The 20,377-nt window shown below is 43.3% G+C and carries 18 protein-coding genes; 16 read left to right on the top strand and 2 right to left on the bottom strand.

The window, feature by feature from the left end; all coding sequences use genetic code 11:
• The 6 genes from G6R08_RS05550 to G6R08_RS05525 all read left to right on the top strand — a co-directional run bounded on the left by G6R08_RS05550 (nt 1) and on the right by G6R08_RS05525 (nt 6,391).
• The gene (locus tag G6R08_RS05550; protein ID WP_163527071.1) at nt 1-978 is read left to right on the top strand and encodes an electron transfer flavoprotein subunit alpha/FixB family protein; all 978 of its coding nucleotides are present in this window, start codon (nt 1-3) and stop codon (nt 976-978) included.
• Between the two features lie 109 nt (nt 979-1,087).
• On the top strand, nt 1,088-2,236 hold the full coding sequence (locus G6R08_RS05545) for an acyl-CoA dehydrogenase family protein (RefSeq protein WP_163527070.1): 1,149 nt from the start codon (nt 1,088-1,090) through the stop codon (nt 2,234-2,236).
• Nucleotides 2,237-2,248: 12 nt separating this feature from the next.
• Nucleotides 2,249-3,433 (top strand): thiolase family protein, encoded by a 1,185-nt coding sequence (locus tag G6R08_RS05540; protein ID WP_163527069.1) that lies wholly within the window; start codon nt 2,249-2,251, stop codon nt 3,431-3,433.
• Between the two features lie 173 nt (nt 3,434-3,606).
• Nucleotides 3,607-4,386, top strand: a complete 780-nt coding sequence (locus tag G6R08_RS05535) for an enoyl-CoA hydratase/isomerase family protein (RefSeq protein WP_163527068.1) — start codon at nt 3,607-3,609, stop codon at nt 4,384-4,386.
• 12 nt (nt 4,387-4,398) lie between these two features.
• Nucleotides 4,399-4,854, top strand: a complete 456-nt coding sequence (locus G6R08_RS05530) for a PaaI family thioesterase (RefSeq protein WP_163527067.1) — start codon at nt 4,399-4,401, stop codon at nt 4,852-4,854.
• 184 nt (nt 4,855-5,038) lie between these two features.
• Nucleotides 5,039-6,391: an MFS transporter gene (locus G6R08_RS05525; RefSeq protein WP_163527066.1), complete on the top strand. Its 1,353-nt coding sequence runs from the start codon at nt 5,039-5,041 to the stop codon at nt 6,389-6,391.
• Between the two features lie 144 nt (nt 6,392-6,535).
• Here G6R08_RS05525 and G6R08_RS05520 read toward each other — a convergent pair whose 3' ends face one another.
• The gene (locus tag G6R08_RS05520; RefSeq protein WP_163527065.1) at nt 6,536-6,850 is read right to left on the bottom strand and encodes a DUF3870 domain-containing protein; all 315 of its coding nucleotides are present in this window, start codon (nt 6,848-6,850) and stop codon (nt 6,536-6,538) included.
• Nucleotides 6,851-7,188: 338 nt separating this feature from the next.
• Between G6R08_RS05520 and G6R08_RS05515 the strand changes: the two genes are divergently transcribed.
• The 10 genes from G6R08_RS05515 (at nt 7,189) to G6R08_RS05470 (ending at nt 19,285) form a co-directional block, all read left to right on the top strand.
• Nucleotides 7,189-7,497, top strand: a complete 309-nt coding sequence (locus G6R08_RS05515; protein WP_163527064.1) for a PTS sugar transporter subunit IIB — start codon at nt 7,189-7,191, stop codon at nt 7,495-7,497.
• Nucleotides 7,498-7,519: 22 nt separating this feature from the next.
• Nucleotides 7,520-8,818, top strand: a complete 1,299-nt coding sequence (gene celB, locus G6R08_RS05510; protein WP_163527063.1) for a PTS cellobiose transporter subunit IIC — start codon at nt 7,520-7,522, stop codon at nt 8,816-8,818.
• A gap of 30 nt (nt 8,819-8,848) precedes the next feature.
• Nucleotides 8,849-9,172, top strand: a complete 324-nt coding sequence (locus tag G6R08_RS05505) for a PTS sugar transporter subunit IIA (RefSeq protein ID WP_163527062.1) — start codon at nt 8,849-8,851, stop codon at nt 9,170-9,172.
• A 15-nt stretch (nt 9,173-9,187) separates the two neighbouring features.
• Complete coding sequence (locus tag G6R08_RS05500) at nt 9,188-10,576, top strand: glycoside hydrolase family 1 protein (protein WP_163527061.1); 1,389 nt, start codon at nt 9,188-9,190, stop codon at nt 10,574-10,576.
• Between the two features lie 29 nt (nt 10,577-10,605).
• The gene (locus G6R08_RS05495) at nt 10,606-11,937 is read left to right on the top strand and encodes a 6-phospho-beta-glucosidase (RefSeq protein ID WP_163527060.1); all 1,332 of its coding nucleotides are present in this window, start codon (nt 10,606-10,608) and stop codon (nt 11,935-11,937) included.
• A gap of 316 nt (nt 11,938-12,253) precedes the next feature.
• Complete coding sequence (locus tag G6R08_RS05490; protein ID WP_163527059.1) at nt 12,254-14,212, top strand: BglG family transcription antiterminator; 1,959 nt, start codon at nt 12,254-12,256, stop codon at nt 14,210-14,212.
• A 105-nt stretch (nt 14,213-14,317) separates the two neighbouring features.
• Nucleotides 14,318-15,307 (top strand): LacI family DNA-binding transcriptional regulator, encoded by a 990-nt coding sequence (locus tag G6R08_RS05485; protein ID WP_163527058.1) that lies wholly within the window; start codon nt 14,318-14,320, stop codon nt 15,305-15,307.
• Nucleotides 15,308-15,488: 181 nt separating this feature from the next.
• Nucleotides 15,489-16,892, top strand: coding sequence for a sucrose-specific PTS transporter subunit IIBC (locus tag G6R08_RS05480; protein WP_163527057.1), 1,404 nt, complete (start codon nt 15,489-15,491; stop codon nt 16,890-16,892).
• Between the two features lie 71 nt (nt 16,893-16,963).
• Nucleotides 16,964-18,397 carry a sucrose-6-phosphate hydrolase gene (locus G6R08_RS05475; protein ID WP_163527056.1) on the top strand — a complete coding sequence of 478 codons (1,434 nt, stop codon included), beginning with the start codon at nt 16,964-16,966 and terminating at the stop codon, nt 18,395-18,397.
• Between the two features lie 18 nt (nt 18,398-18,415).
• Nucleotides 18,416-19,285, top strand: a complete 870-nt coding sequence (locus G6R08_RS05470; protein ID WP_163527055.1) for an ROK family protein — start codon at nt 18,416-18,418, stop codon at nt 19,283-19,285.
• Nucleotides 19,286-19,335: 50 nt separating this feature from the next.
• On the opposite strand, the gene manA is transcribed toward G6R08_RS05470, so the two are convergent.
• A complete protein-coding gene (gene manA / locus G6R08_RS05465; protein WP_163527054.1) occupies nt 19,336-20,292 on the bottom strand; it encodes a mannose-6-phosphate isomerase, class I in 957 nt (318 codons plus the stop codon).
• Nucleotides 20,293-20,377: the final 85 nt, after the last annotated feature.

The following is a 20,377-nucleotide window of genomic DNA, read 5'->3' as shown; positions in this document are numbered from 1 at the left end:
ATGAGTAAAAAAGTGTTGGTATTAGGAGAGACCAGTGAAGGAAGTCTGAGGAACGCATCATTCGAAACCATTGCAGCAGCCAAAGCGATTGCAGAAGATGGTGAAATTGTAGCGGTATTGTTGGGCGAAGCGGTGCAGGGTCTCGCACAGGAGATGATCCACTATGGCGCAGACCGCGTAGTGACAGTTGAACATAAGAACCTCAGCCACTATACTTCGGACGGCTATACACAGGCCTTAACCGATGTCATCGAAACGGAGCAGCCGGAAGGTCTTGTTTTCGCCCATACAGCCTTAGGAAAAGATCTTGCGCCTAGACTTGCAAGTAAGCTTAAGACGGGACTCATTTCCGATGTGACTGCTATTGAAAAACAAGGTGATGACGTGCAGTTCACAAGGCCGATCTATTCCGGGAAAGCTTTTGAAAAGAAAGTGATTACAGATGGGGTGACCTTTGCCACGATTCGGCCGAATAACATACAGCCGCTGGATAAAGATGAAACACGGACAGGTAAAGTTACCTCGATTGATGTCGAGATTAAAGACCTCCGAACGACGATTAAGGAACTGATCCGCAATACAACAGACGGCGTGGATTTATCTGAGGCAAAAGTGATCATTGCAGGCGGCCGAGGTGTGAAAAGTGAAGAAGGCTTTACCCCGCTGCATGAGCTCGCCGACGTATTAGGCGGAACTGTCGGCGCTTCCCGCGGTGCATGCGATGCCGGCTATTGCGACTATGCATTACAAATTGGGCAAACGGGGAAAGTGGTTACCCCAGATCTGTATATTGCCTGCGGAATTTCCGGGGCCATACAGCACTTGGCCGGCATGTCGAATTCAAAAACGATTGTAGCCATTAATAAAGATCCCGAAGCTAATATCTTTAACGTAGCCGATTATGGAATTGTTGGTGACCTGTTTGATGTGATTCCATTGCTTACACAAGAAATAAAAGCGCTGAAAGTCGGTGTGTAAGCCGTGATTCGAAATGTAAGTGTAATTGGGGCGGGAACGAGGCCGGGCGCTTAGGCAAGAAAACAGGGAAAGGTTTTTATACTTACATGTGAAGTCAGGAGGGAGAACGATGGATTTTAACTTAGGAGAAGAGATTGAATTTTTAAAGAAAAATGTTCGTGATTTTGTCCAAACAGAAGTAGAAGCTGTGGCAATGGAAATTGAAAAGGAAAACCACATTCCTGACCGAATTATCGAGATGTCCAAGGAAATGGGCTTGTTTGGCCTTAGCATCCCTGAAGAGTACGGCGGGTTAGGGATTGGAATGGTGGGAAAGTGTGCGCTTTATGAAGAAATCGGCGCTACTCATAATGGTTACACCACACTAATCGGTGCCCATACTGGCATCGGAACCGTCGGCATTGTTGAACTTGGCAACGAAGAACAAAAGCAAAAATACTTACCTAAGCTGGCTAGCGGAGAATCGATTGGTGCCTTCGCACTTACTGAACCAAGTGCTGGCTCGAATGCGACCAATTTAAAAACGACCGCAGTAAAAAAAGGCGACCGCTATATTATAAATGGGACGAAACATTATATTACCAATGCCACAGAAGCTGATGTCTTTACAGTAATGGCGGTGACAGACGCCAGTAAAGGCGCCAAAGGCATTACTTCTTTTATCGTGGAAAAAGATTTCCCTGGCTTTCAAGTCGGGGCGGTTGAACCGAAGATGGGGCTGCACGGCTCCCATTCGGCCGAAATCATTTTGGAAGATTGCGAGGTTCCCGTTGAAAACGTTCTAGGTGATGAGGGGCAAGGCTATGTGAACGCGCTAAAAATTTTAGCCAATGGCCGGGCTGGATTAGCTGCTAGAAATTTAGGTTCGTGTCAAAAGCTGCTCGATTTATCGATGGAGTATGTTCAGGAACGTGAGCAGTTCGGGGTCCCGATCATCGAACATCAGGCTGTCGCTCACATGGTAGCCGAAATGGCTGTGGAGATTGAAGCACTCCGGTCATTTACGTATCGAATCGCCTGGATGGTTGATGAAGGTCAGAAAGTCATTAAAGAAGCGGCGATGCTGAAGTTATATGGATCAGAAGTTTATAACCGTGTGGCTGATAAAGCTGTGCAGGTCCATGGAGGAATCGGCTACATCTCCGATTTTCCAATTGAACGCTTTTTCCGAGATGCAAGGATTACTAGAATTTATGAAGGCACATCGGAAATTCAAAAGAATATTATCTCTGGACAGTTGAGAAAAGAATATAGCTAGGGAGGGGATTATATGAAAGATGATATGGTCATAGTGAGTGCTGTAAGAACGCCGATTGGCCGCTACGGAGGTTCACTTAAATCGCTATCATCCGGCCATTTAGCAGCTGTTGCCATAGAAGAATCGATTAAGCGGGCAGGCATCTCACCTGAACAAGTTGATGAAGCGATCATGGGGGAAGTGCGGCAGACGACTGAGTCCTCTAACGTGGCCAGAGTCGCTGCGTTACGGGCGGGAATATCGGAATCTGCGACCGCTTATACAATTAATCGATTGTGTGCTTCAGGCATGCAAGCCGTCGCTTCAGCTGTTCAGCAAATTACATTTGATCAAGCGGATATTGTTGTGGCCGGCGGCGTGGAAAGTATGAGCCGTTCCCCTATTTATCTAAGAAACTCGCGATTCGGCGGCGATCAAACGAAGTTAGTAGATTCTAATCTCGAAGCGGGTCAGCAGCCGAAGGAGATCTATGGAAAGAACTTAGGGATGGGCATCACTGCTGAAAACGTTGCGGAAAAGTACTCGGTTTCCAGGGAAGATCAGGATACGTTTGCCATCGAAAGCCAGCAGCGGGCTTCACAGGCAATTGAAGCAGGGAGGTTTAAAGATGAAATTGTATCAGTAGAGGTAAAAGGAAAAAAGCAAAATTTTACCGTTGATACAGATGAGCATCCTCGTCCGCAAACTACGTTAGAAAAACTGTCAACATTACGACCTGCGTTTAAAGAGAATGGAACGGTAACGGCTGGGAACGCCTGTGGCAGAAATGATGGAGCGACTGCGTTAGTCCTGATGAAAGCATCGAAGGCCAGAGAATTAGGGTTATCTCCACTTGCGCGGGTTGTCGACTGGGCGACGTCCGGTGTATCACCGGAAATCATGGGAGTCGGACCTGTTCCTGCTGTGAAAAAGCTGCTGGAAAAGACAGCAAAACAAGTTGAGGATGTTGGACTCGTCGAATTGAATGAAGCATTTGCTTCTCAATCGCTTGCCGTCATTCGCGAACTTGCTCTAGATCCAGATAAAGTTAACGTCAATGGAGGAGCCATCGCACTCGGTCATCCCGTCGGCGCGAGCGGGGCGAGAATTCTTACAACCCTTTTACATGAAATGAAAAGGCGAGAGGAATCACTTGGGGTGGCCACTTTATGTGCAGGCGGCGGTCAAGGCATGGCGATGATGGTCGAGCTGGTTTAATCATATATCGGTTATGAGAGGCGTAACGCCGGAATATGGAGGGTGAGCGCCGGAATAATGGGTATAAACGCCGGAATACGGGGAATGGGCGCCGGAATAATGGGTATAACCGCTGGAATACGAACACTGAACGCCGGATTATACCTCTAAACCTCGAAGAAAGGAATGAAAACATGACATTTCAACAGATTGAATTAACAACAGAGAATCAGCTTGCCTACATTACGATCAACCGACCAAATGTGCGGAACGCTTTGAATAAAGAAACATTAGATGAAATGATCCAAGCATTGGAGAAACTTGCCGAAGACGAGGAAGTCGGGGTAGTTGTTTTTACCGGAAAAGGAGACAAATCCTTCGCTGCAGGAGCGGATATCAGCCAGTTGACAGAAAAAACGGCTGCTGACGCTCTAACTCCTAAAGGAATGCAACACGTGTATGATGTGATCGAAAGCTATGAGAAGCCAACGATTGCAATGATCAACGGCTATGCGCTTGGCGGTGGATGTGAATTAGCCATGGCTTGCGATATTCGGGTCGCCTCTACCAAGGCAAAATTAGGTCTCCCAGAGTTAAATCTATCGATTATTCCGGGAGCAGGCGGTACGCAGCGGCTTGCCAGGCTCGTAGGAAAAGGAAAAGCCCTTGAAATGATTTTGACAGGGAGAATTATTGATGCGCAGGAAGCCGTTCAGTTTGGCCTTGTAGCAGAGGCAGTTGAGCCTGATGAATTATCTTCTAAAGTGAAAGAGATTGCTGCGAAGATTCTAGCTAAAGGCCCTCTAGCGGTAAAATTAGCGAAACTTTCTGTGCACATGGGTACGGATACCGATATAAAGACAGGATTAATGCTTGAAAAACTGTCGCAGGCGATTCTATTTAACTCTGAAGATAAAAATGAAGGCACGCGGGCTTTTCTTGAGAAGCGGAAAGCTGATTTTCAAGGGAAATAGGAGGAGGTTGGATTGACGATAACGATTGACGAAGTGCGTGAAAGCTTTGAAACTAGTCCATTTTTCTCGCACATAGGCTTTGAAATTACAGAGTTTGAACGAGGGAACGTCCTGCTAAAGCTTCCGATCACGGAAAAATTAATGAATGCGAATGGCACGCTGCATGGCGGGGTGCATGCAACAATGCTTGACTTAATATTAGGCATGACGATCCGCTCGACAACAAAAACACACTGCTCGACGATCAATCTTAATATCAATTACTTAGCACCGAGTTCAACGGGTGATGTGGTAGCACGAGGAAGGATATTGCAGCAAGGGTATCGGACGGTGATCGCAGAAGCAGAAATGTATGATCAGAAAGGGAACATGCTGGCAAAAGGGATTGGCACGTTTAAGTTAATTCGGTCGGAACCTGACTCCGGGGAGCGTAATCGTGCTGAATCAAAATCAGATGATGTAAGATAAAGTATATTTCTGATTAGCTTCACAAAAAAGGACGTGCCTGGCGCGTCCTTTTTTGTGAGCGCCGATCAAAGGGTAGAGAGCGCCGATCAAAGCAGAGAAAGGTCTCCCCGCTGAGCTAGTTTCTTTTTAGAACAGCTTGTTTATCATATGATTAAACTACTAATAAAGTATTCAGGTGATAGGAATGATCAAACTTTCTGGAAGACCATGGCTCCTGATCGTAACAATCGGTCTCGGAACCCTACTTAATCCGTTAAACTCATCGATGATTTCCGTAGCCGTCACGCGCCTGCAGCATGAGTTTGAGTTGACTTTTGCCGACGCCTCCTGGTTAATATCGGTTTTTTATATCGCGAGTGCCGCTGCTCAGCCTGTTATGGGGAAGCTAAGTGATATGTTCGGCCCTAAACGGCTATTTTTATCTGGACTAGTACTTGTTGCAGTCACATCCTTGCTTGCGCCCTTTTCTCCCAACTTTCAATGGTTATTGGTTTATCGAGCATTGCAGGCCATTGGCAGTTCGACCTTATTTCCAAGCGGAATGTCAATGATTCGAACAAGTATTACGAAGGGGCAGGGAAAAGCATTAGCAGCTTTATCTGTGTTCGCCTCGACATCCGCTGCATTTGGACCATCGATTGCCGGTTTTTTAATAGACTCGTGGAACTGGCCGGCTATTTTTCTAATAAACTTACCGTTTATCATTCTTTCCTTCGTTTTGGCGATTTTCGTTTTGCCAGAAAAAGGACAAGGGAAGGTGGAGTTAAGCAGAATTGATTTTATGGGAATGGGGTTATTTACGACAGGGACAGTATGCTTAATTCTATTTCTCCTTTCCCTGGCAAATGAAATAAAATGGTGGGCTTTGCCCGTGGCGCTCGCTGCTTTTACAGGTTTTTATTATTATGAAAAAAGGCAGCAGGAACCGTTTATAGATCTCGTATCGCTTAAAAGTAACGTCCCTGTAACATGGATTTATATCCAATTTATGACGATCAACCTTATCTATTATTGTTACTTTTTCGGGCTGCCGACCTTTTTGCAGCAAGTTCGTCATTACAGTGGAAAAGAGACGGGGCTGATCATGCTGGCTATGGCGGGAGTCGGGGTTATGATCTCTCCGATCGCCGGACGTTGGATTGATCAAAATGGCTCTAAACCGCCGTTATTATCGGGAGCCGTGACCTTGTTCATAGGTACAGCACTTTTGTTAACTTTGCACGAAACGTCTCCGCTCTGGTGGCTGCTGATCATTATGGCTGTACTAGGAGTGAGTAATGGCTTTAATAAAATTTCCATGCAAACAGCCCTTTACGATCATGTAAAGCCAGAAGAAACCGGCTCAGCATCAGGACTTTTCCAAACAAGCCGGTACTTTGGCTCAATTCTATCGACCTGTCTGCTCGGGATTGTCTTTACCGGCCATATGGACATTCAGCATTTACACAACATGGCTGTTATTTGTCTGATCTTTTGTTTGGCCGTATTCATCCTGGCTGTTCGCCATCCTAAGAAAAGACAGTCTACGTCTGTATAAATCTCAGGTAAACATCATAAAAAAAAGAGCACAGATGACATTGTGCTCTTAGCTTGTAGAGAAACTCTTTGGTTTTTTTACAAGCTTTTTTGTGTAAACGTACGGGGGAATACTACTCCCTTTTTCCTCGCGGTATGTTATGCCTTAAGATTTTTCGGTATGTAACTGATATTGTTTATGAGAATCCTTTAAAGCAGCCTCTAAAGCATTGCCGGCCTTCCCTAAATAACCTTCGTGAAGACGAGCAAGCGGTCCTTCTATTCCATCCTTTAAACTATACCCCTTTAACAAAGTTTTAATAAAATCGCGTCCATGATCTGTCGCTAACGTACAAGAGGCATCGATAATCACTCCGTAGTTTTGATCTACTTCCAGTGTCAGTGTTAACGATTCTGAAATATGATTCGCCGCGATACCCGTGGGCAGTTTTGAGTGTCCTGCTACAAATATAGTGTTCATGTGCTAAATCCTCCCACCTATAAAAATATGGATCTACCTCTATCATACCAGACAGTCAGCATCCAGGAATGATCATTTTTTACTTCTCTATGAATTGGACTCCTATTATCGTTCATTCTTTTATCCAATCCTTTTGATAAGAGGAATGTTTTAAGAAAAGAAATCCATTGATTGGTTTTTTCTGACGGTATGGTTTGGGATATAAGCCTTTTACCTAATAGATTAGTTTTGTAATCAGGTATTTCCGCTTTGCAACGGAAAAAGTCTAGGTGTAAATGTAAACGCTTATAAAATAGACTTAATCTAATAGCAAAAGTACCATAAGGAGGCACAAACAAATGAAGAGAATATTACTCGCTTGTTCTGCAGGAATGTCAACTAGTCTACTCGTCACAAAAATGAAAGAAGCTGCTAAAGAAAAAGGAATAGAATGTGAAATCTGGGCGGTAGCACAGGATAAAGCTCCAAAGGATATGAAACAGGCGGATGTTCTGTTAATTGGCCCGCAAATGAAATTTATGAAGAAGAAATTTGAAAAAACAGCGGCTGACATCGGAATACCAGTTGATGTCATTGATCCGATGTCTTACGGAAGAGTGGATGGAAATGCTGTGCTGGAAAAAGCTCTTAAATTAATAGAATCATAATTTTGTAGGGGGGATGGGTACAGTGAACAAATTCATGGATGTATTAGAAAATATTTTGATGCCAGTGGCGGATAAATTAAATAATAATCGTTATTTAACATCACTCAGAGATGGTTTTATGATCGCATTGCCATTAATTATTTTTGGTTCCATTTTTGTGGTTATTGCAAACCTGCCATTTCTCGACATGTTAATTGGTGAGGAGGCTTATGCTGAATATCAAGCAGCATTGGCTCCTGCTTCAGCGGGCACGCTTTCGATCATGGCTACTTTTGTGATTGTCGGGATTGGTTACAAATTGACAGAGTACTATGAGGGAGAAGCGATCTACGGCGGGGTGACAGCTCTGGCTGCCTTTCTCATCTTAACTCCTCAAGTTTTGGGTGATGTAACTGGTGTTATAGCTACGGAGAATCTGGGTGCAAAAGGGATGTTTTTAGGCATTTTCACAGCTTTTACAGCTGCGGAGTTATATCGTTTTTTCGTAGAGAAAGACTGGACGATTAAAATGCCCCAAGGTGTCCCGGGTGCTGTATCGCGCTCGTTTAGCGCATTACTTCCGATAACTTTTACATTGTCTATCTTTTTAATGGTACGCATTATTTTTAGCTACACGCCGTTTGGAGATGTACAAAACTTTATTTATACCGTTGTTCAAGCCCCTCTAACAGCACTTGGAAGCGGACTTCCGGCTACTATCGCCGCCGTTTTACTTATTCAAATCTTCTGGTTCTTTGGGTTGCATGGACAGATTATTGTCAACTCTGTAATGGATCCAATTTGGTATTCACTTGCGACAGAAAACCTGGCAGCATTTCAAGCTGGGGAAGAGGTTCCTCATATCGTAAGTAAACAGTTTATTGATTCTTTCATTGTCGGCATGGGCGGCTCAGGAATGACGCTGGCCGTCATCTTGGGAATCTTTTTAATCGGGAAAAGCAGGCAAATGAAAGAAATTGGTAAGATAGGAGCTCCTGCTGGAATTTTCAACGTTAATGAACCGATTATTTTCGGGTTGCCCATTATTATGAATCCAATCGTTCTCCTTCCCTGGTTAGTGGCTCCAGTTGTAGTAACGGTCATTACGTATATGTCTATGGCTTCAGGTTTAGTTCCGCCTCCTACAGGGGTTATCGTACCATGGACCACCCCAACGATCTTAAACGGAGCGATAGCCACCAATTCGTGGCAGGGAGGGGTACTGCAAGCCTTTAATATTGGTATTGTATTCTTAATTTGGTGGCCGTTCTTGAAGATATTGGATAATCAGTACTATGAGTCTGAAAGAGATGATGAAGAATCAACTAATCAAAGTGCCTAACTATACTGAACCTCAGGAGTGAGCATGGTAATGGAAAATAAAACAGAAAACATAGATATCACGGAAATTTCCTTTCAAATTATTCTTTATGCAGGAAATGGCAAAGCCAATGCGATGGAGGCTATTCAGCAGGCGAAAGCAGGTAATTTTACAGAAGCGGATCGTTTAATTGAAGAAGCAGGAGAAGAGCTGGTCAAATCGCATAAATACCAAACAAAGTTACTACAAAAAGAGGCAGGTGGAGAGGAGAACCCTATCAATGTGTTATTGGTTCATTCTCAGGACCACTTGATGACTTCAATGACTGTTCGCGACCTGGCCGTAGAAATAATCGAAATCTATAAAAATAAGTAGGGGAGGAGATCGTTTATGTCTATTGAATATAAATTTCCTGAAGGTTTTTGGTGGGGAAGTGCGGTGTCAGCCACCCAAATCGAAGGAGCTGCTGCTGAAGGGGGAAAGGGACTGAATATATGGGACTATTGGTATGCAATAGAACCTAATCGTTTTTTCGAAGGAGTAGGACCGGAAACAACTTCTGATTTCTATCACTCCTATCAAGATGATATTAAAAGAATGAAAGATATCGGCCATAATTCGTTTCGATTATCGATTTCCTGGTCCAGGCTGCTCCCGGGAGGCCGAGGTGAGATTAATCAGGAAGCTGTAAAATTTTATAACGATGTCATTAATGAATTAATAGCTCATGATATCGAACCATTTGTTAATCTCTTTCATTTTGATATGCCGCTAGAAATGCAAGAGATTGGCGGTTGGGAAAATAGACAGGTTGTCGATTTATTTGTTGACTACGCCAATGTCTGCTTCGATCTATTTGGAGACCGTGTTCATAAATGGTTTACCTTCAACGAGCCAATTGTCCCGGTAGAAGGCGGCTATCTTTATGATTTTCATTATCCTAACGTCGTTGATGCGAAACGTGCCATTCAAGTCGGTTACAATACTATGATCGCCAGTGCTAAAGCTATCGAGAAATTCAGGTCCCATCACTTTGGTGAAAGTCAAATTGGTATCATATTGAACTTAACCCCTTCTTACCCAAGAAGCCAAAATCCTGCTGACCTGAAAGCGTCAGAAATTGCCGATCTATTTTTCAATAGAAGTTTCCTAGATCCGTCCGTACTAGGCAGCTATCCGCATAAGCTCATACAATTGTTAGAAGAACATGGCCAGCTTCCGGAAACAGAAGAAGGGGATACGGAATTAATGGCAGCCAATACAGTTGATTTGCTGGGCGTAAACTATTACCAGCCCCGAAGAGTGAAAGCAAAAGATCATCTGCCTAACCCTTATAGTCCATTTATGCCTGACTGGTTTTTTGATAACTATGAGATGCCTGGGAGAAAAATGAACAAATATCGTGGCTGGGAAATCTATGAGAAAGGGATTTATGACATCATGATCAACCTCAAAGAGAATTACGGAAACATCGGGTCATTTATCTCTGAAAATGGGATGGGTGTTCAGGATGAGGAGCGATTTATGAAAGAAGGCAGAATTGAGGATGATTACCGAATAAATTTTATAACAGGCCATTTAAAATGGCTTCATCAGGCTATAGAAGAAGGTTGTAACGCAAAAGGCTATCATCTCTGGTCCTTTATGGACAACTGGTCATGGATGAATGCATACAAGAATCGATACGGATTCTTTTCAGTAGATTTGGAGACCAAAGAGCGGAAGCCGAAGAAGAGTGCTTATTTTATGAAAAATGTTGCTGAACAGAACGGTTTTTAAAAGGTAAATCTAAAAGGTGAGGTGTGAGGATGGAAGGGATAAAGGTTGTTACAATTGGTGGAGGATCCAGCTATACACCTGAACTAGTTGAAGGCTTTATTAATCGATACGAAGAACTGCCTATCAAGGAGCTTTGGCTGGTCGATATCCCCGAAGGAAAAGAAAAGCTGGAAACGGTGGGAGCATTAGCTAGAAGAATGGTTGAAAAAGCTGGGGTGCCTATTGAAGTTCATCTGTCTTATAACCGTGAAGAAGCCTTAGAAAACGCAGATTTTGTGACCACTCAAATCCGCGTCGGACTGTTAGAAGCCAGGGCATTAGATGAACGCATTCCCCTAAAGTACAACGTGATCGGACAAGAAACAAACGGGCCAGGAGGTTTATTTAAAGGATTGCGCACGATACCAGTGATACTTGATATATGCCGAGATATGGAACGATTATGTCCCGACGCATGGCTAATCAATTTCTCCAATCCTGCAGGCATGGTTACGGAAGCGGTTTTACGATACAGTACTATCCATAAAACAGTTGGATTATGTAATGTCCCGGTTGGAATGAGGATGGGTGTTGCGAACATACTTGGGGTTGATGCGGAGCGCATTTTCATCGATTTTGCCGGGTTGAATCATATGGTGTATGGAACCGATGTTTATTTAGACGGGGAGCGAATAACCGATCAAGTTATAGATAAACTTAGCAGCGGTGCTGGATTAACGATGAAAAACATTGTTGATTTAGGCTGGGAGCCTGAATTTATTCAAGCTCTCGGAATCCTGCCTTGTCCTTATCATCGTTACTACTATCAAACGAGTAAAATGCTTGAGAGCGAACTTGCCGAGATGAATGAGACAGGTACACGCGCAGAAGTTGTGAAGCAATTAGAGCACAATCTGTTTGAACTGTATAAAGACCGTGAATTAGCAACTAAGCCTCCACAATTGGAGGAGCGTGGCGGAGCTTATTATAGTGACGCTGCTTGTAGTTTAATTAGCTCCATCTATAATGATAAAGGTGATATTCAGCCTGTAAATACGAGAAATAATGGAACCATTAAAGGTTTACCAGATGATTCCGCAGTAGAAGTGAACTGCACCATTACGAAAAAAGGCCCTAAACCCATTCATGTCGGAGAACTGCCTGTCGCAGTAAGCGGGCTTGTGCAACAAATTAAGTCGTTTGAGAGAGTAGCTGCAGAAGCGGCCGTCACAGGAAATTATAACCAGGCTTTACTGGCAATGACCATCAATCCACTTGTCCCATCTGATTCAATAGCTAAACAACTGACAGATGATTTGCTAGAAGCACATCAAGCCTATTTGCCTCAGTTCAATCATGCAGCATCAGTTAGAAAAGGATAACGAATTGATTGCCTGAAGATAGAGGCTGGGACAAAAGTGTTTTTATCAGATGAAAATCCGAACTAAGTAGAAAATATGATTGGTGCATTTAAACCGCTGTGAAAATATACTTCGCTTTCCGCGGGTGGCTGTTGAGATTCCTTGTGCTAGCGCACTGCGGGGTCTTACCTAGGCCTTCCCTCCCGCAGGAGTCTCCGTATATTTTCTCCGCTACAACTGCATATCGTTCGTCTTTTTACTTAAAATAATTAGTTATGTCCCAGTCCCTTTTTGGTACCCGACAATATGACTGAATTTGGAAGTGAGAGGGTGCAACATGCTAAACTCCCGAATGACCATTTTATTACGTGAGCTCATGGCTGCGGATACGGCTTTAACGAGTCGATATTTGGCCAGTATTACAGATGTGTCATCCCGTACAGCCAGAGAGGATATTAAACAATTAGATGAAATGATCGAAGGAGCCCATATAGAGTCAATCAGGGCGAAGGGGTATAAGCTTACTATACAAGATAATCAAAGCTTTCGAAACTACATAAAAAATGCATATCAAGAGAAGCAGTTAGATGATGCTGTTATCCCCAACTCTCCTGAAGAAAGAGTACGTTACTTAATTAAGCGCCTCTTGTTAGAGGATAGCTATGTGAAGTTAGAAGATATATGCGAGGAAATGTATATAAGCAAATCGACCATTCAAAATGACCTAAAGCAAGTAAAACAAATCTTGAAAAAGTACGAGATTGTAATGGATAAGCGTCCTAACTATGGTCTGAAAGTAAAAGGTAGTGAATTTAAGCTGCGTTTTTGTATGTCAGAATACGTTTTTGAGAGGGATAAGAAAGTAAAAGCTTCCAAACAAATTTTACTGGACCAACTTCCTTTCTTAACAGAAGCTCAACTATCAAAGATATGGACGATAATCATCGAAGAAATTAAAGAAAACGACATTACACCATCGGATATTGCCATAAATAACTTATTTATTCATCTTGCGATCGCCTGCAAGAGAATTAAATCAGGGAATCATGTTTCTATATATAAAATTAATCTAGATGAAATTCTTAACCAAACGGAATATGCCGTGGCAGATCGGATTGTCACAAAAGTTGAGGGATGTCTTCAGCTCACTTTCCCTCATGAAGAAGTGGCTTATATTGCCATTCATCTCATGGGGACAAAGATGATTTCCCAGACGAATTTGCAGGATGAAGAAATCAGAGAGGTACTTGATGATGACATTTATCAGGTGACGTTATCGATCTTGAATAGGATTGAGGAAAAATTTGACCTTAATATCCGTAATGATCGCGAATTAATTGTAGGCTTAGCTCTCCACTTGAAACCGTCTATTAATAGGTTTAAGTATGGGATGAATATCCGCAACCCTATGATTGATGATATAAAGTTCAATTATCCGTTAGTTTTTGAAGCAGGAATCATAGCAGGCATTGTTCTTGAAGAGGAGATGGGAGTATCGATAGATGAAAATGAAATTGGCTATCTAGCTCTTCATATCGGTGCTGCGATCGAGCGGGGAAAAATGAGACAAGGGCCTAAACGCTGTTTGGTTGTTTGTGCTTCAGGCTACGGCAGTGCACAGTTATTAAAATACAAACTCCAGTCCGAATTCGATTCCAAATTAGAAGTAGCTGCAACAACGGAATATTATAAACTTCAGCAATGTTCACTTGCCGACATTGATTTTATTGTGAGTTCGATTCCTATTCCAGATCTGCTGCCTATTCCAGATCTGCTGCCTATTCCAGTCATTGAGGTGAACACCATATTAGCGGAAAAAGACCTTGAGAAGATTGAAATGATGGTGTTTAAGAACTCCACAAGATTGTTTGAGTACGTGAAAGAAAATCTTATATTTCTCGATCAGCCTTTTTCAACTAAAGAAGAAGTTTTAACCTTTACATGTAAGGAGTTGGAGCATAAGGGTCTGGTGGATCACCGCTTTCTGGAATCGGTAGAGGAGAGAGAGGCTGTTGCACCTACATCATTTGGAAATTTAGTTGCGGTTCCACATCCGATCACACCTCAATCGAATCAAACTTTTCTAAGCTTTTGTACACTTAAGAAACCTATTCAATGGGGAGATAAGCGTGTACAATTCATTTGCTTGCTGTCTGTAAAAAAAGGAAGTACAGAAGACCTTCAATCCATGTACGAAATGCTGGGGAAAATTATTGATGATGTATCGTTAGTACAAGAGTTATTAAAAAGCAAATCTCGATATGATTTTGCCCAATTACTCGTTTCAAAATCATGATGAGTGTGAACTGTTCGCTTTTAGTGTTACTGTCAGACTTGGTTAGACATCCTATCCCTTTTCCAATAAAATAGTTGTAGAGATGAAAATGATGGAGGATCAAGTATGACGACAATTAATGACATCGCAAAAATGGCTGACGTATCACGTACGACAGTTTCCCGAGTTCTGAATAATAGCGGATACGCAAGTGAAGACGTGAGAAAGAGAATACTTAGAATTGTGGAAGAAACAGGATATGTGCCAAGTGTTTCAGCGAAGTCGTTGCGGACGAAAAAGTCCGGGGTCATCGGAGTGATCCTTCCTAAAATCAGTACAGAAACAGCAAGTCGTGTTGTAGGTGGAATAAATGAAGTGTTATCCAGAGAAAACTTTCAAATTCTACTAACGGATACAGAGCTCGATAAAGAAAAAGAAATTGAATACGTACGCTTGTTAAAGAGCAGGCAGGTAGACGGGATAATATTGCTTTCGACGAATGTGAATGATCGCTTAATTCAAGCTATCAGTGAAACCAATTTGCCGTTTATTTCGCTTGGGCAGGAGCTGCCCGGTTTTCCTTCCGTCGTCTATGATGACTACAATGCTGCCGTAGATATGACAAATATGATAATTCAAAAGGGCTACCAGCGTATTGCCTTCATCGGGGTCGGTGAAGATGATCCGGCTGTCGGCGGATTGAGGAAACAAGCTTATGTCGACGCACTTGAGGAGAACGGATTTTCTGTGGATGAACGTTTGATGGCGGTTGGTGACTTTAGTATTGAATCAGGTTATGAAGGCATGAAAGCCATCCTGAAGGAGTGCGGGAGGGATGTGCCTGATGCTGTATTTGTAGTAACGGACCGGATGGCAATTGGGGCGATGGAATATTTAAAAGAACAGGGGTACAGCATTCCGGAAGACATCGCTGTTGCTGGCATTGGAGCGTCTGCTTTATCAAAGTATGTAACGCCATCGTTAACTACGGTCGAATATCATAATAAAGAGGCGGGAAGAAAAGCTGCGGGGAGTCTGCTGGCGCAAATGAAAAACCAACAAATAGAAGATAAAATTGTGCAAAACTATAGACTGATTCGCAGAGATAGTGTATAGTACTAGATAAAGTTCATGTGTAATCGATTACACATGAATTATTTTAAATCAGATGTAAACGCTTCAGTTTATTTTTTACCTAATGTGTAATCGATTCCCTATTTTCATAACTTCATACAGGTATTTTTTATTTTATTCAATATGTAATCGATCACACATCTAATAAAAAGGAGGATCTATCATGGCTAGTAATTCAGAAATTGCTAAGCAGGTTATTGAGTCAATTGGTGGAGAGGACAACATCCAATCGATCGCCCATTGTGCTACACGACTGCGGATCATGGTGCATGACCGTGAGCAAGTTAACGTAGAAGCTGTTGAGGAAATTGATAAAGTGAAAGGCGCCTTTTACAACTCTGGTCAGTACCAAATTATTTTTGGTACAGGGACGGTAAATCGGATTTATGAAGAAGTCACAAACCAAGGAGTTACTGGGACTTCAAAGTCGGAGATGAAAGAGGAAACAGCGAAGCAGGGGAACGCTTTTCAACGAGCGATACGTACGTTTGGGGATGTGTTTGTCCCGATCATTCCAGTACTCGTTGCCACTGGTTTATTTATGGGGATTCGCGGCCTCCTCACGCAAGAAGCGGTATTATCTTTGTTTGGTTTGGCGCCTGAAGACATTTCGGAAAACTTCCTTCTGTTTACACAAGTATTAACAGATACAGCTTTTGTTTTCTTGCCAGCTCTCGTGGCTTGGTCTACATTCAGAGTGTTCGGCGGGACACCGATCATCGGGCTCGTACTCGGGCTTATGCTTGTTTCACCGTCATTACCCAATGCCTGGGAAGTAGCAGGTGGAACTGCTGAACCGATTTATTTTCTAGGCTTTATTCCCGTCATTGGTTATCAAGGATCAGTTTTACCCGCATTTTTTGCTGGTATTGTAGGGGCTAAATTTGAAAGATGGTGCCGGAAACGTGTACCTGAAGCACTCGATTTAATTGTAACGCCATTTCTAGTACTGCTTGTGATGATTGTGCTGTCCCTTATGGTTCTTGGGCCAGTCTTACACTTGGTGGAGAACTGGATTTTCTCAGGAACACTTGCACTGCTTGGTCTTCCATTTGGATTAAGCGGACTCATTATTGGGTTCTTTAACCAAGTGATTGTGATCACTGGTGTGCATCACATTTTCAACTTCCTGGAAATTCAATTGCTTGAAAACTTAGGGTATAACCCGTTTAATCCTATTGTTACAGGCGCTATTGCAGCTCAAGGGGGAGCAGCCTTAGCTGTCGGAGTGAAAACACAATCTAACAAGCTAAAGGCTCTAGCTTTTCCTTCCTCCATCTCTGCCTTTCTCGGCATTACAGAACCAGCGATCTTTGGTGTTAACTTACGTTATGGAAAGCCATTCATAATGGGGCTGATCGGTGGAGGTATCAGTGGTTTCCTAGCTGCTATTTTAGAACTTAAAGCAACAGGGATGGCGATCACCGTTATTCCGGGAACACTGCTTTACTTGAACGAGCAAATATTCTATTACGTGCTTGTGAATATTGTAGCGATTGCCGTTGCCTTTGTCTTAACGTACCTGTTCGGGTTTAGTGATAAAGACCATAAGATTAATGAAAAGTAGTGTGATTATAGTGAAAAAGGACCTAGTAGCGTCTACCGGGTCTTCTTTTTTCATGAAGGTGGAGGAATTGTATGAGCAATGATCGAAAGTTAAGAGAACAAGCAGATACAGCTATCGAAACATATCAGGAAATTGTAAAGCAGGATCCTTACAGGCAGGCGTTTCATATGTCTCCTCCAGTTGGACTGCTCAATGATCCGAACGGCTGGATCCAGTGGAGAGGTACTTATCATCTATATTTTCAATGGATGCCGTTTCACACAGGGCACGGTGCGAAGTTCTGGGGCCATTTCAGTTCTGACAATCTCGTGGAATGGAAATTAGAACCGACCGCTCTGACGCCAAGTGACTGGTTTGATAGAAGCGGCTGCTACTCAGGCAGTGCGATTGATTATGACGGAAAAATGAAAGTCTATTATACTGGTAATGTGAAAGATGAAAAAGGTCAGCGGCAAACCTATCAATGCTCGGCTGAAACGGTTGATGGCATTCATTTTGTTAAAAATGGTGTCGAAATTGAACTGCCGCAAGGGTACACGCCGCATTTCCGTGATCCGAAAGTGTGGAAGAATGGCGGCCAGTGGTACATGGTAGTTGGAGCACAAACGGAGGATCGCTTTGGATGTGTTGTTCTGTTTGAATCAAAAGATGCGAAGGAATGGGAGTTCAGAGGTGAATTATCTCATTCAACCAGGGAAGAATTCGGTTATCTAGGCTACATGTGGGAGTGTCCTGACCTGTTTACTTTGGACGGGCAAGAAGTGCTTCTCTTTTCTCCGCAAGGCGTCGAAGCTGACGGAATTGATTATAACAATCTTTATCAGACAGGCTATGTGGTAGGAAAACTAGATTACCAGCAAGCGCAATTTCAGCATAACCGTTTTCAAGAACTTGACCGCGGTTTTGAATTTTATGCTCCGCAGACAATGTGTGATGAAAAAGGCAGACGCTTGCTAGTTGGCTGGATGGGGTGTCCGGATCCGGAGGAAAAAATCCAGCCGACGCATCAGTACCACTGGGTTCACTGTATGACGATTCCGAGGGAGTTGAGTCTTGAACACGGCAAACTGATCCAGCGTCCTGTCGAAGAATTAACGGATCTGCGCACGGGGCAACGCTATAATGAACAGGTAACGAAACAAACTGATTTTACTATCGACAGGGCGTCTGAAGTGCAAGTGAACGGACCAATTGAAGAGGTCAACGTGCTGGATTATGCGCGATTAGTTTACGACCCCGATAGAGGGCTGCTAACCCTTACGCGTCCTGCCTATGGGGATGGGACGGTTGAATCACGCAGCTGCAGACTGCCACAAGGAGTGCAACAGCTGCAGTTTTACATCGATCGTTCTTCAGTAGAAATTTTTGTAAATGGTGGAGAAGAAGTATTCACCTCACGCCTGTTTGCTGATCCAGACGTGAGGACGTTTGAAGTAAAGCCAAGGGAATCTATAGCTGCAGATGTGCAGATTTGGAGTTTGAGAGATAATGTGATTCATTTTTAAGGGAAAGGAACTGAAGTTATGAGAATAGGTGCGATTGAAGCGGGCGGCACAAAATTTGTGTGTGCCATTGGCAATGAAGCAGGGGGCGTTTTTGAGAAAACGGTTATCCCTACTCAACATCCGGACATTACGATGCCGGCAGTCTACGAATTTTTTAAAGGAAAAGGGATTGAACGATTGGGGATCGGCAGTTTCGGACCGATTGATGTGAATGAACAGAGTGACAGTTACGGAACCATCCAGCAAACACCTAAAATTGACTGGGTAGACTTCCCGCTCGTCCAAAGTCTGGCAGATGAATTAGCTGTATCTGTGAAGGTCGATACAGACGTGAATGTGGCTGCTTTATCAGAGGCGGCTTGGGGAAATGCTACGGATGTGAATTCGTGTCTTTATATTACAGTTGGGACAGGTATCGGCGCCGGTGCGATAGTTAACGGGGCTACGTTAAAGGGTCTATCTCATCCTGAAATGGGGCATATTGCGATTAAACGTCATGACGATGATTCATTTGCAGGAGTCTGCCCTTATCACGGCGATTGCTTAGAAGGGATGGCAGCTGGTCCCGCGCTTGAGAAACGCTGGGGCAAAGCGAGTCAGCAATTGGCTGATGATGAAAAAGTGTGGGAAATCGAAGCGTATTATTTAGCTCAGGCTCTCGTGAATTACATTTACATTTTGTCCCCAGAACGGATTATTATGGGCGGAGGTGTCATGCAGCAGGAGCAGCTTTTTGATTTAGTCCGTAAAAATGTAGTTGATATGTTAGCAGGTTATGTAAGTTCCCCGTTTCTAACAGCTGAAAGCATCGGTGACTATATTGTACCACCGGGATTGACGAACGAAGCTGGGATCAAGGGAGCACTTTTGCTAGCCGCAAACTCATAAAGGCAGAAAAGAAGCCAGCTTTCAGGATTACCTGGAAGCTGGCTTCGATATTATTTATTGGAAACAGATGTAATGAAGGAGGCAGAGCCTTCAAGCGTATAAGATTCAACGGTCGAAGGGATGATGAAGTGATCTCCTTTTGCAAATGAAAAAATTCCTATTTCGGTCGATAGTGTTCCTTCACCGTCTATTACGCTGAAGAGTTGATAGGTCTCGGGCGTAATACGTTGGCTCTCTTCTTCAAAACTCCAGTGATGAACCGTGAAATAAGTTTCCTCAACTAGCTTCTCCTTCGATATGCCATCCTCGTTCCATCGCGTGCGTTCAAGGGTTGGATTCTCGTGAGGCACGTTGGTGACGTCAAGCGAGCGGTCTAAATGCAGTTCACGTTTCTCACCGTTTTTATCCGTACGATCGTAGTCGTATACACGATACGTAATATCCGAACTTTGCTGCGTTTCTAATATTTGTATCCCTTCCCCAATCGCATGAATGGTTCCGCTTGGTACATAATAAAAATCGCCCGGTTTGACGGGGATGCGGTGCAGCAGCTCATCCCATTGACCCTGTTCGACCATGGATGCCAATTGTTCTTGGCTGTTAGCATGATGACCAAAAATAATTTCGGAACCTTCTTCACAATCTATTACATACCAGCACTCTGTTTTGCCATAGTTCTGCTTTTCAATTTCACGAGCATAAGTGTCATCCGGATGCACTTGAACAGATAAGTCTTTCTTAGAATCGAGAATTTTCACGAGCAACGGAAATTCTTTCCCCTCTTCATTGCCGAAAAGCTCGCGATGCTGGCTCCAGGCCTCGGCTAACGTTTTTCCTTTGAGCGGGCCGTTTTTAATTCGATTGGCTCCATTGGCATGTCCGGAAATCCCCCAGCATTCTCCTGTATTCTCAGAAGGAATATCATAATTGAATATCTTGTTAAGTTTCGTGCCGCCCCAGATTCGTTCTTTAAACTCTGGTTGTAGAAAAATAGGTTCGTTATACATTGCAGCTTACACCTCTTTGCATAGTTCATTTCATTACAGGTCATTGTACCATAATCATGAAGAGTCTCGTGTCATGATTGTAGTA

The organism is Halobacillus ihumii (assembly GCF_902726645.1).
Classification (GTDB): Bacteria; Bacillota; Bacilli; order Bacillales; family Halobacillaceae; genus Halobacillus_A; species Halobacillus_A ihumii.
Note: the sequence above shows the minus strand (reverse complement) of the source record. Positions and strands in the feature narration are given on the sequence as shown.

Coding starts and splice junctions, on each gene's coding strand:
- G6R08_RS05550 (WP_163527071.1), top strand. CDS start 1: ATGAGTAAAAAAGTGTTGGTATTAGGAGAGACCAGTGAAGGAAGTCTG.
- G6R08_RS05545 (WP_163527070.1), top strand. CDS start 1,088: ATGGATTTTAACTTAGGAGAAGAGATTGAATTTTTAAAGAAAAATGTT.
- G6R08_RS05540 (WP_163527069.1), top strand. CDS start 2,249: ATGAAAGATGATATGGTCATAGTGAGTGCTGTAAGAACGCCGATTGGC.
- G6R08_RS05535 (WP_163527068.1), top strand. CDS start 3,607: ATGACATTTCAACAGATTGAATTAACAACAGAGAATCAGCTTGCCTAC.
- G6R08_RS05525 (WP_163527066.1), top strand. CDS start 5,039: ATGATCAAACTTTCTGGAAGACCATGGCTCCTGATCGTAACAATCGGT.
- G6R08_RS05520 (WP_163527065.1), bottom strand. CDS start 6,850: ATGAACACTATATTTGTAGCAGGACACTCAAAACTGCCCACGGGTATC.
- G6R08_RS05515 (WP_163527064.1), top strand. CDS start 7,189: ATGAAGAGAATATTACTCGCTTGTTCTGCAGGAATGTCAACTAGTCTA.
- G6R08_RS05505 (WP_163527062.1), top strand. CDS start 8,849: ATGGAAAATAAAACAGAAAACATAGATATCACGGAAATTTCCTTTCAA.
- G6R08_RS05500 (WP_163527061.1), top strand. CDS start 9,188: ATGTCTATTGAATATAAATTTCCTGAAGGTTTTTGGTGGGGAAGTGCG.
- G6R08_RS05495 (WP_163527060.1), top strand. CDS start 10,606: ATGGAAGGGATAAAGGTTGTTACAATTGGTGGAGGATCCAGCTATACA.
- G6R08_RS05490 (WP_163527059.1), top strand. CDS start 12,254: ATGCTAAACTCCCGAATGACCATTTTATTACGTGAGCTCATGGCTGCG.
- G6R08_RS05485 (WP_163527058.1), top strand. CDS start 14,318: ATGACGACAATTAATGACATCGCAAAAATGGCTGACGTATCACGTACG.
- G6R08_RS05480 (WP_163527057.1), top strand. CDS start 15,489: ATGGCTAGTAATTCAGAAATTGCTAAGCAGGTTATTGAGTCAATTGGT.
- G6R08_RS05475 (WP_163527056.1), top strand. CDS start 16,964: ATGAGCAATGATCGAAAGTTAAGAGAACAAGCAGATACAGCTATCGAA.
- G6R08_RS05470 (WP_163527055.1), top strand. CDS start 18,416: ATGAGAATAGGTGCGATTGAAGCGGGCGGCACAAAATTTGTGTGTGCC.
- manA (WP_163527054.1), bottom strand. CDS start 20,292: ATGTATAACGAACCTATTTTTCTACAACCAGAGTTTAAAGAACGAATC.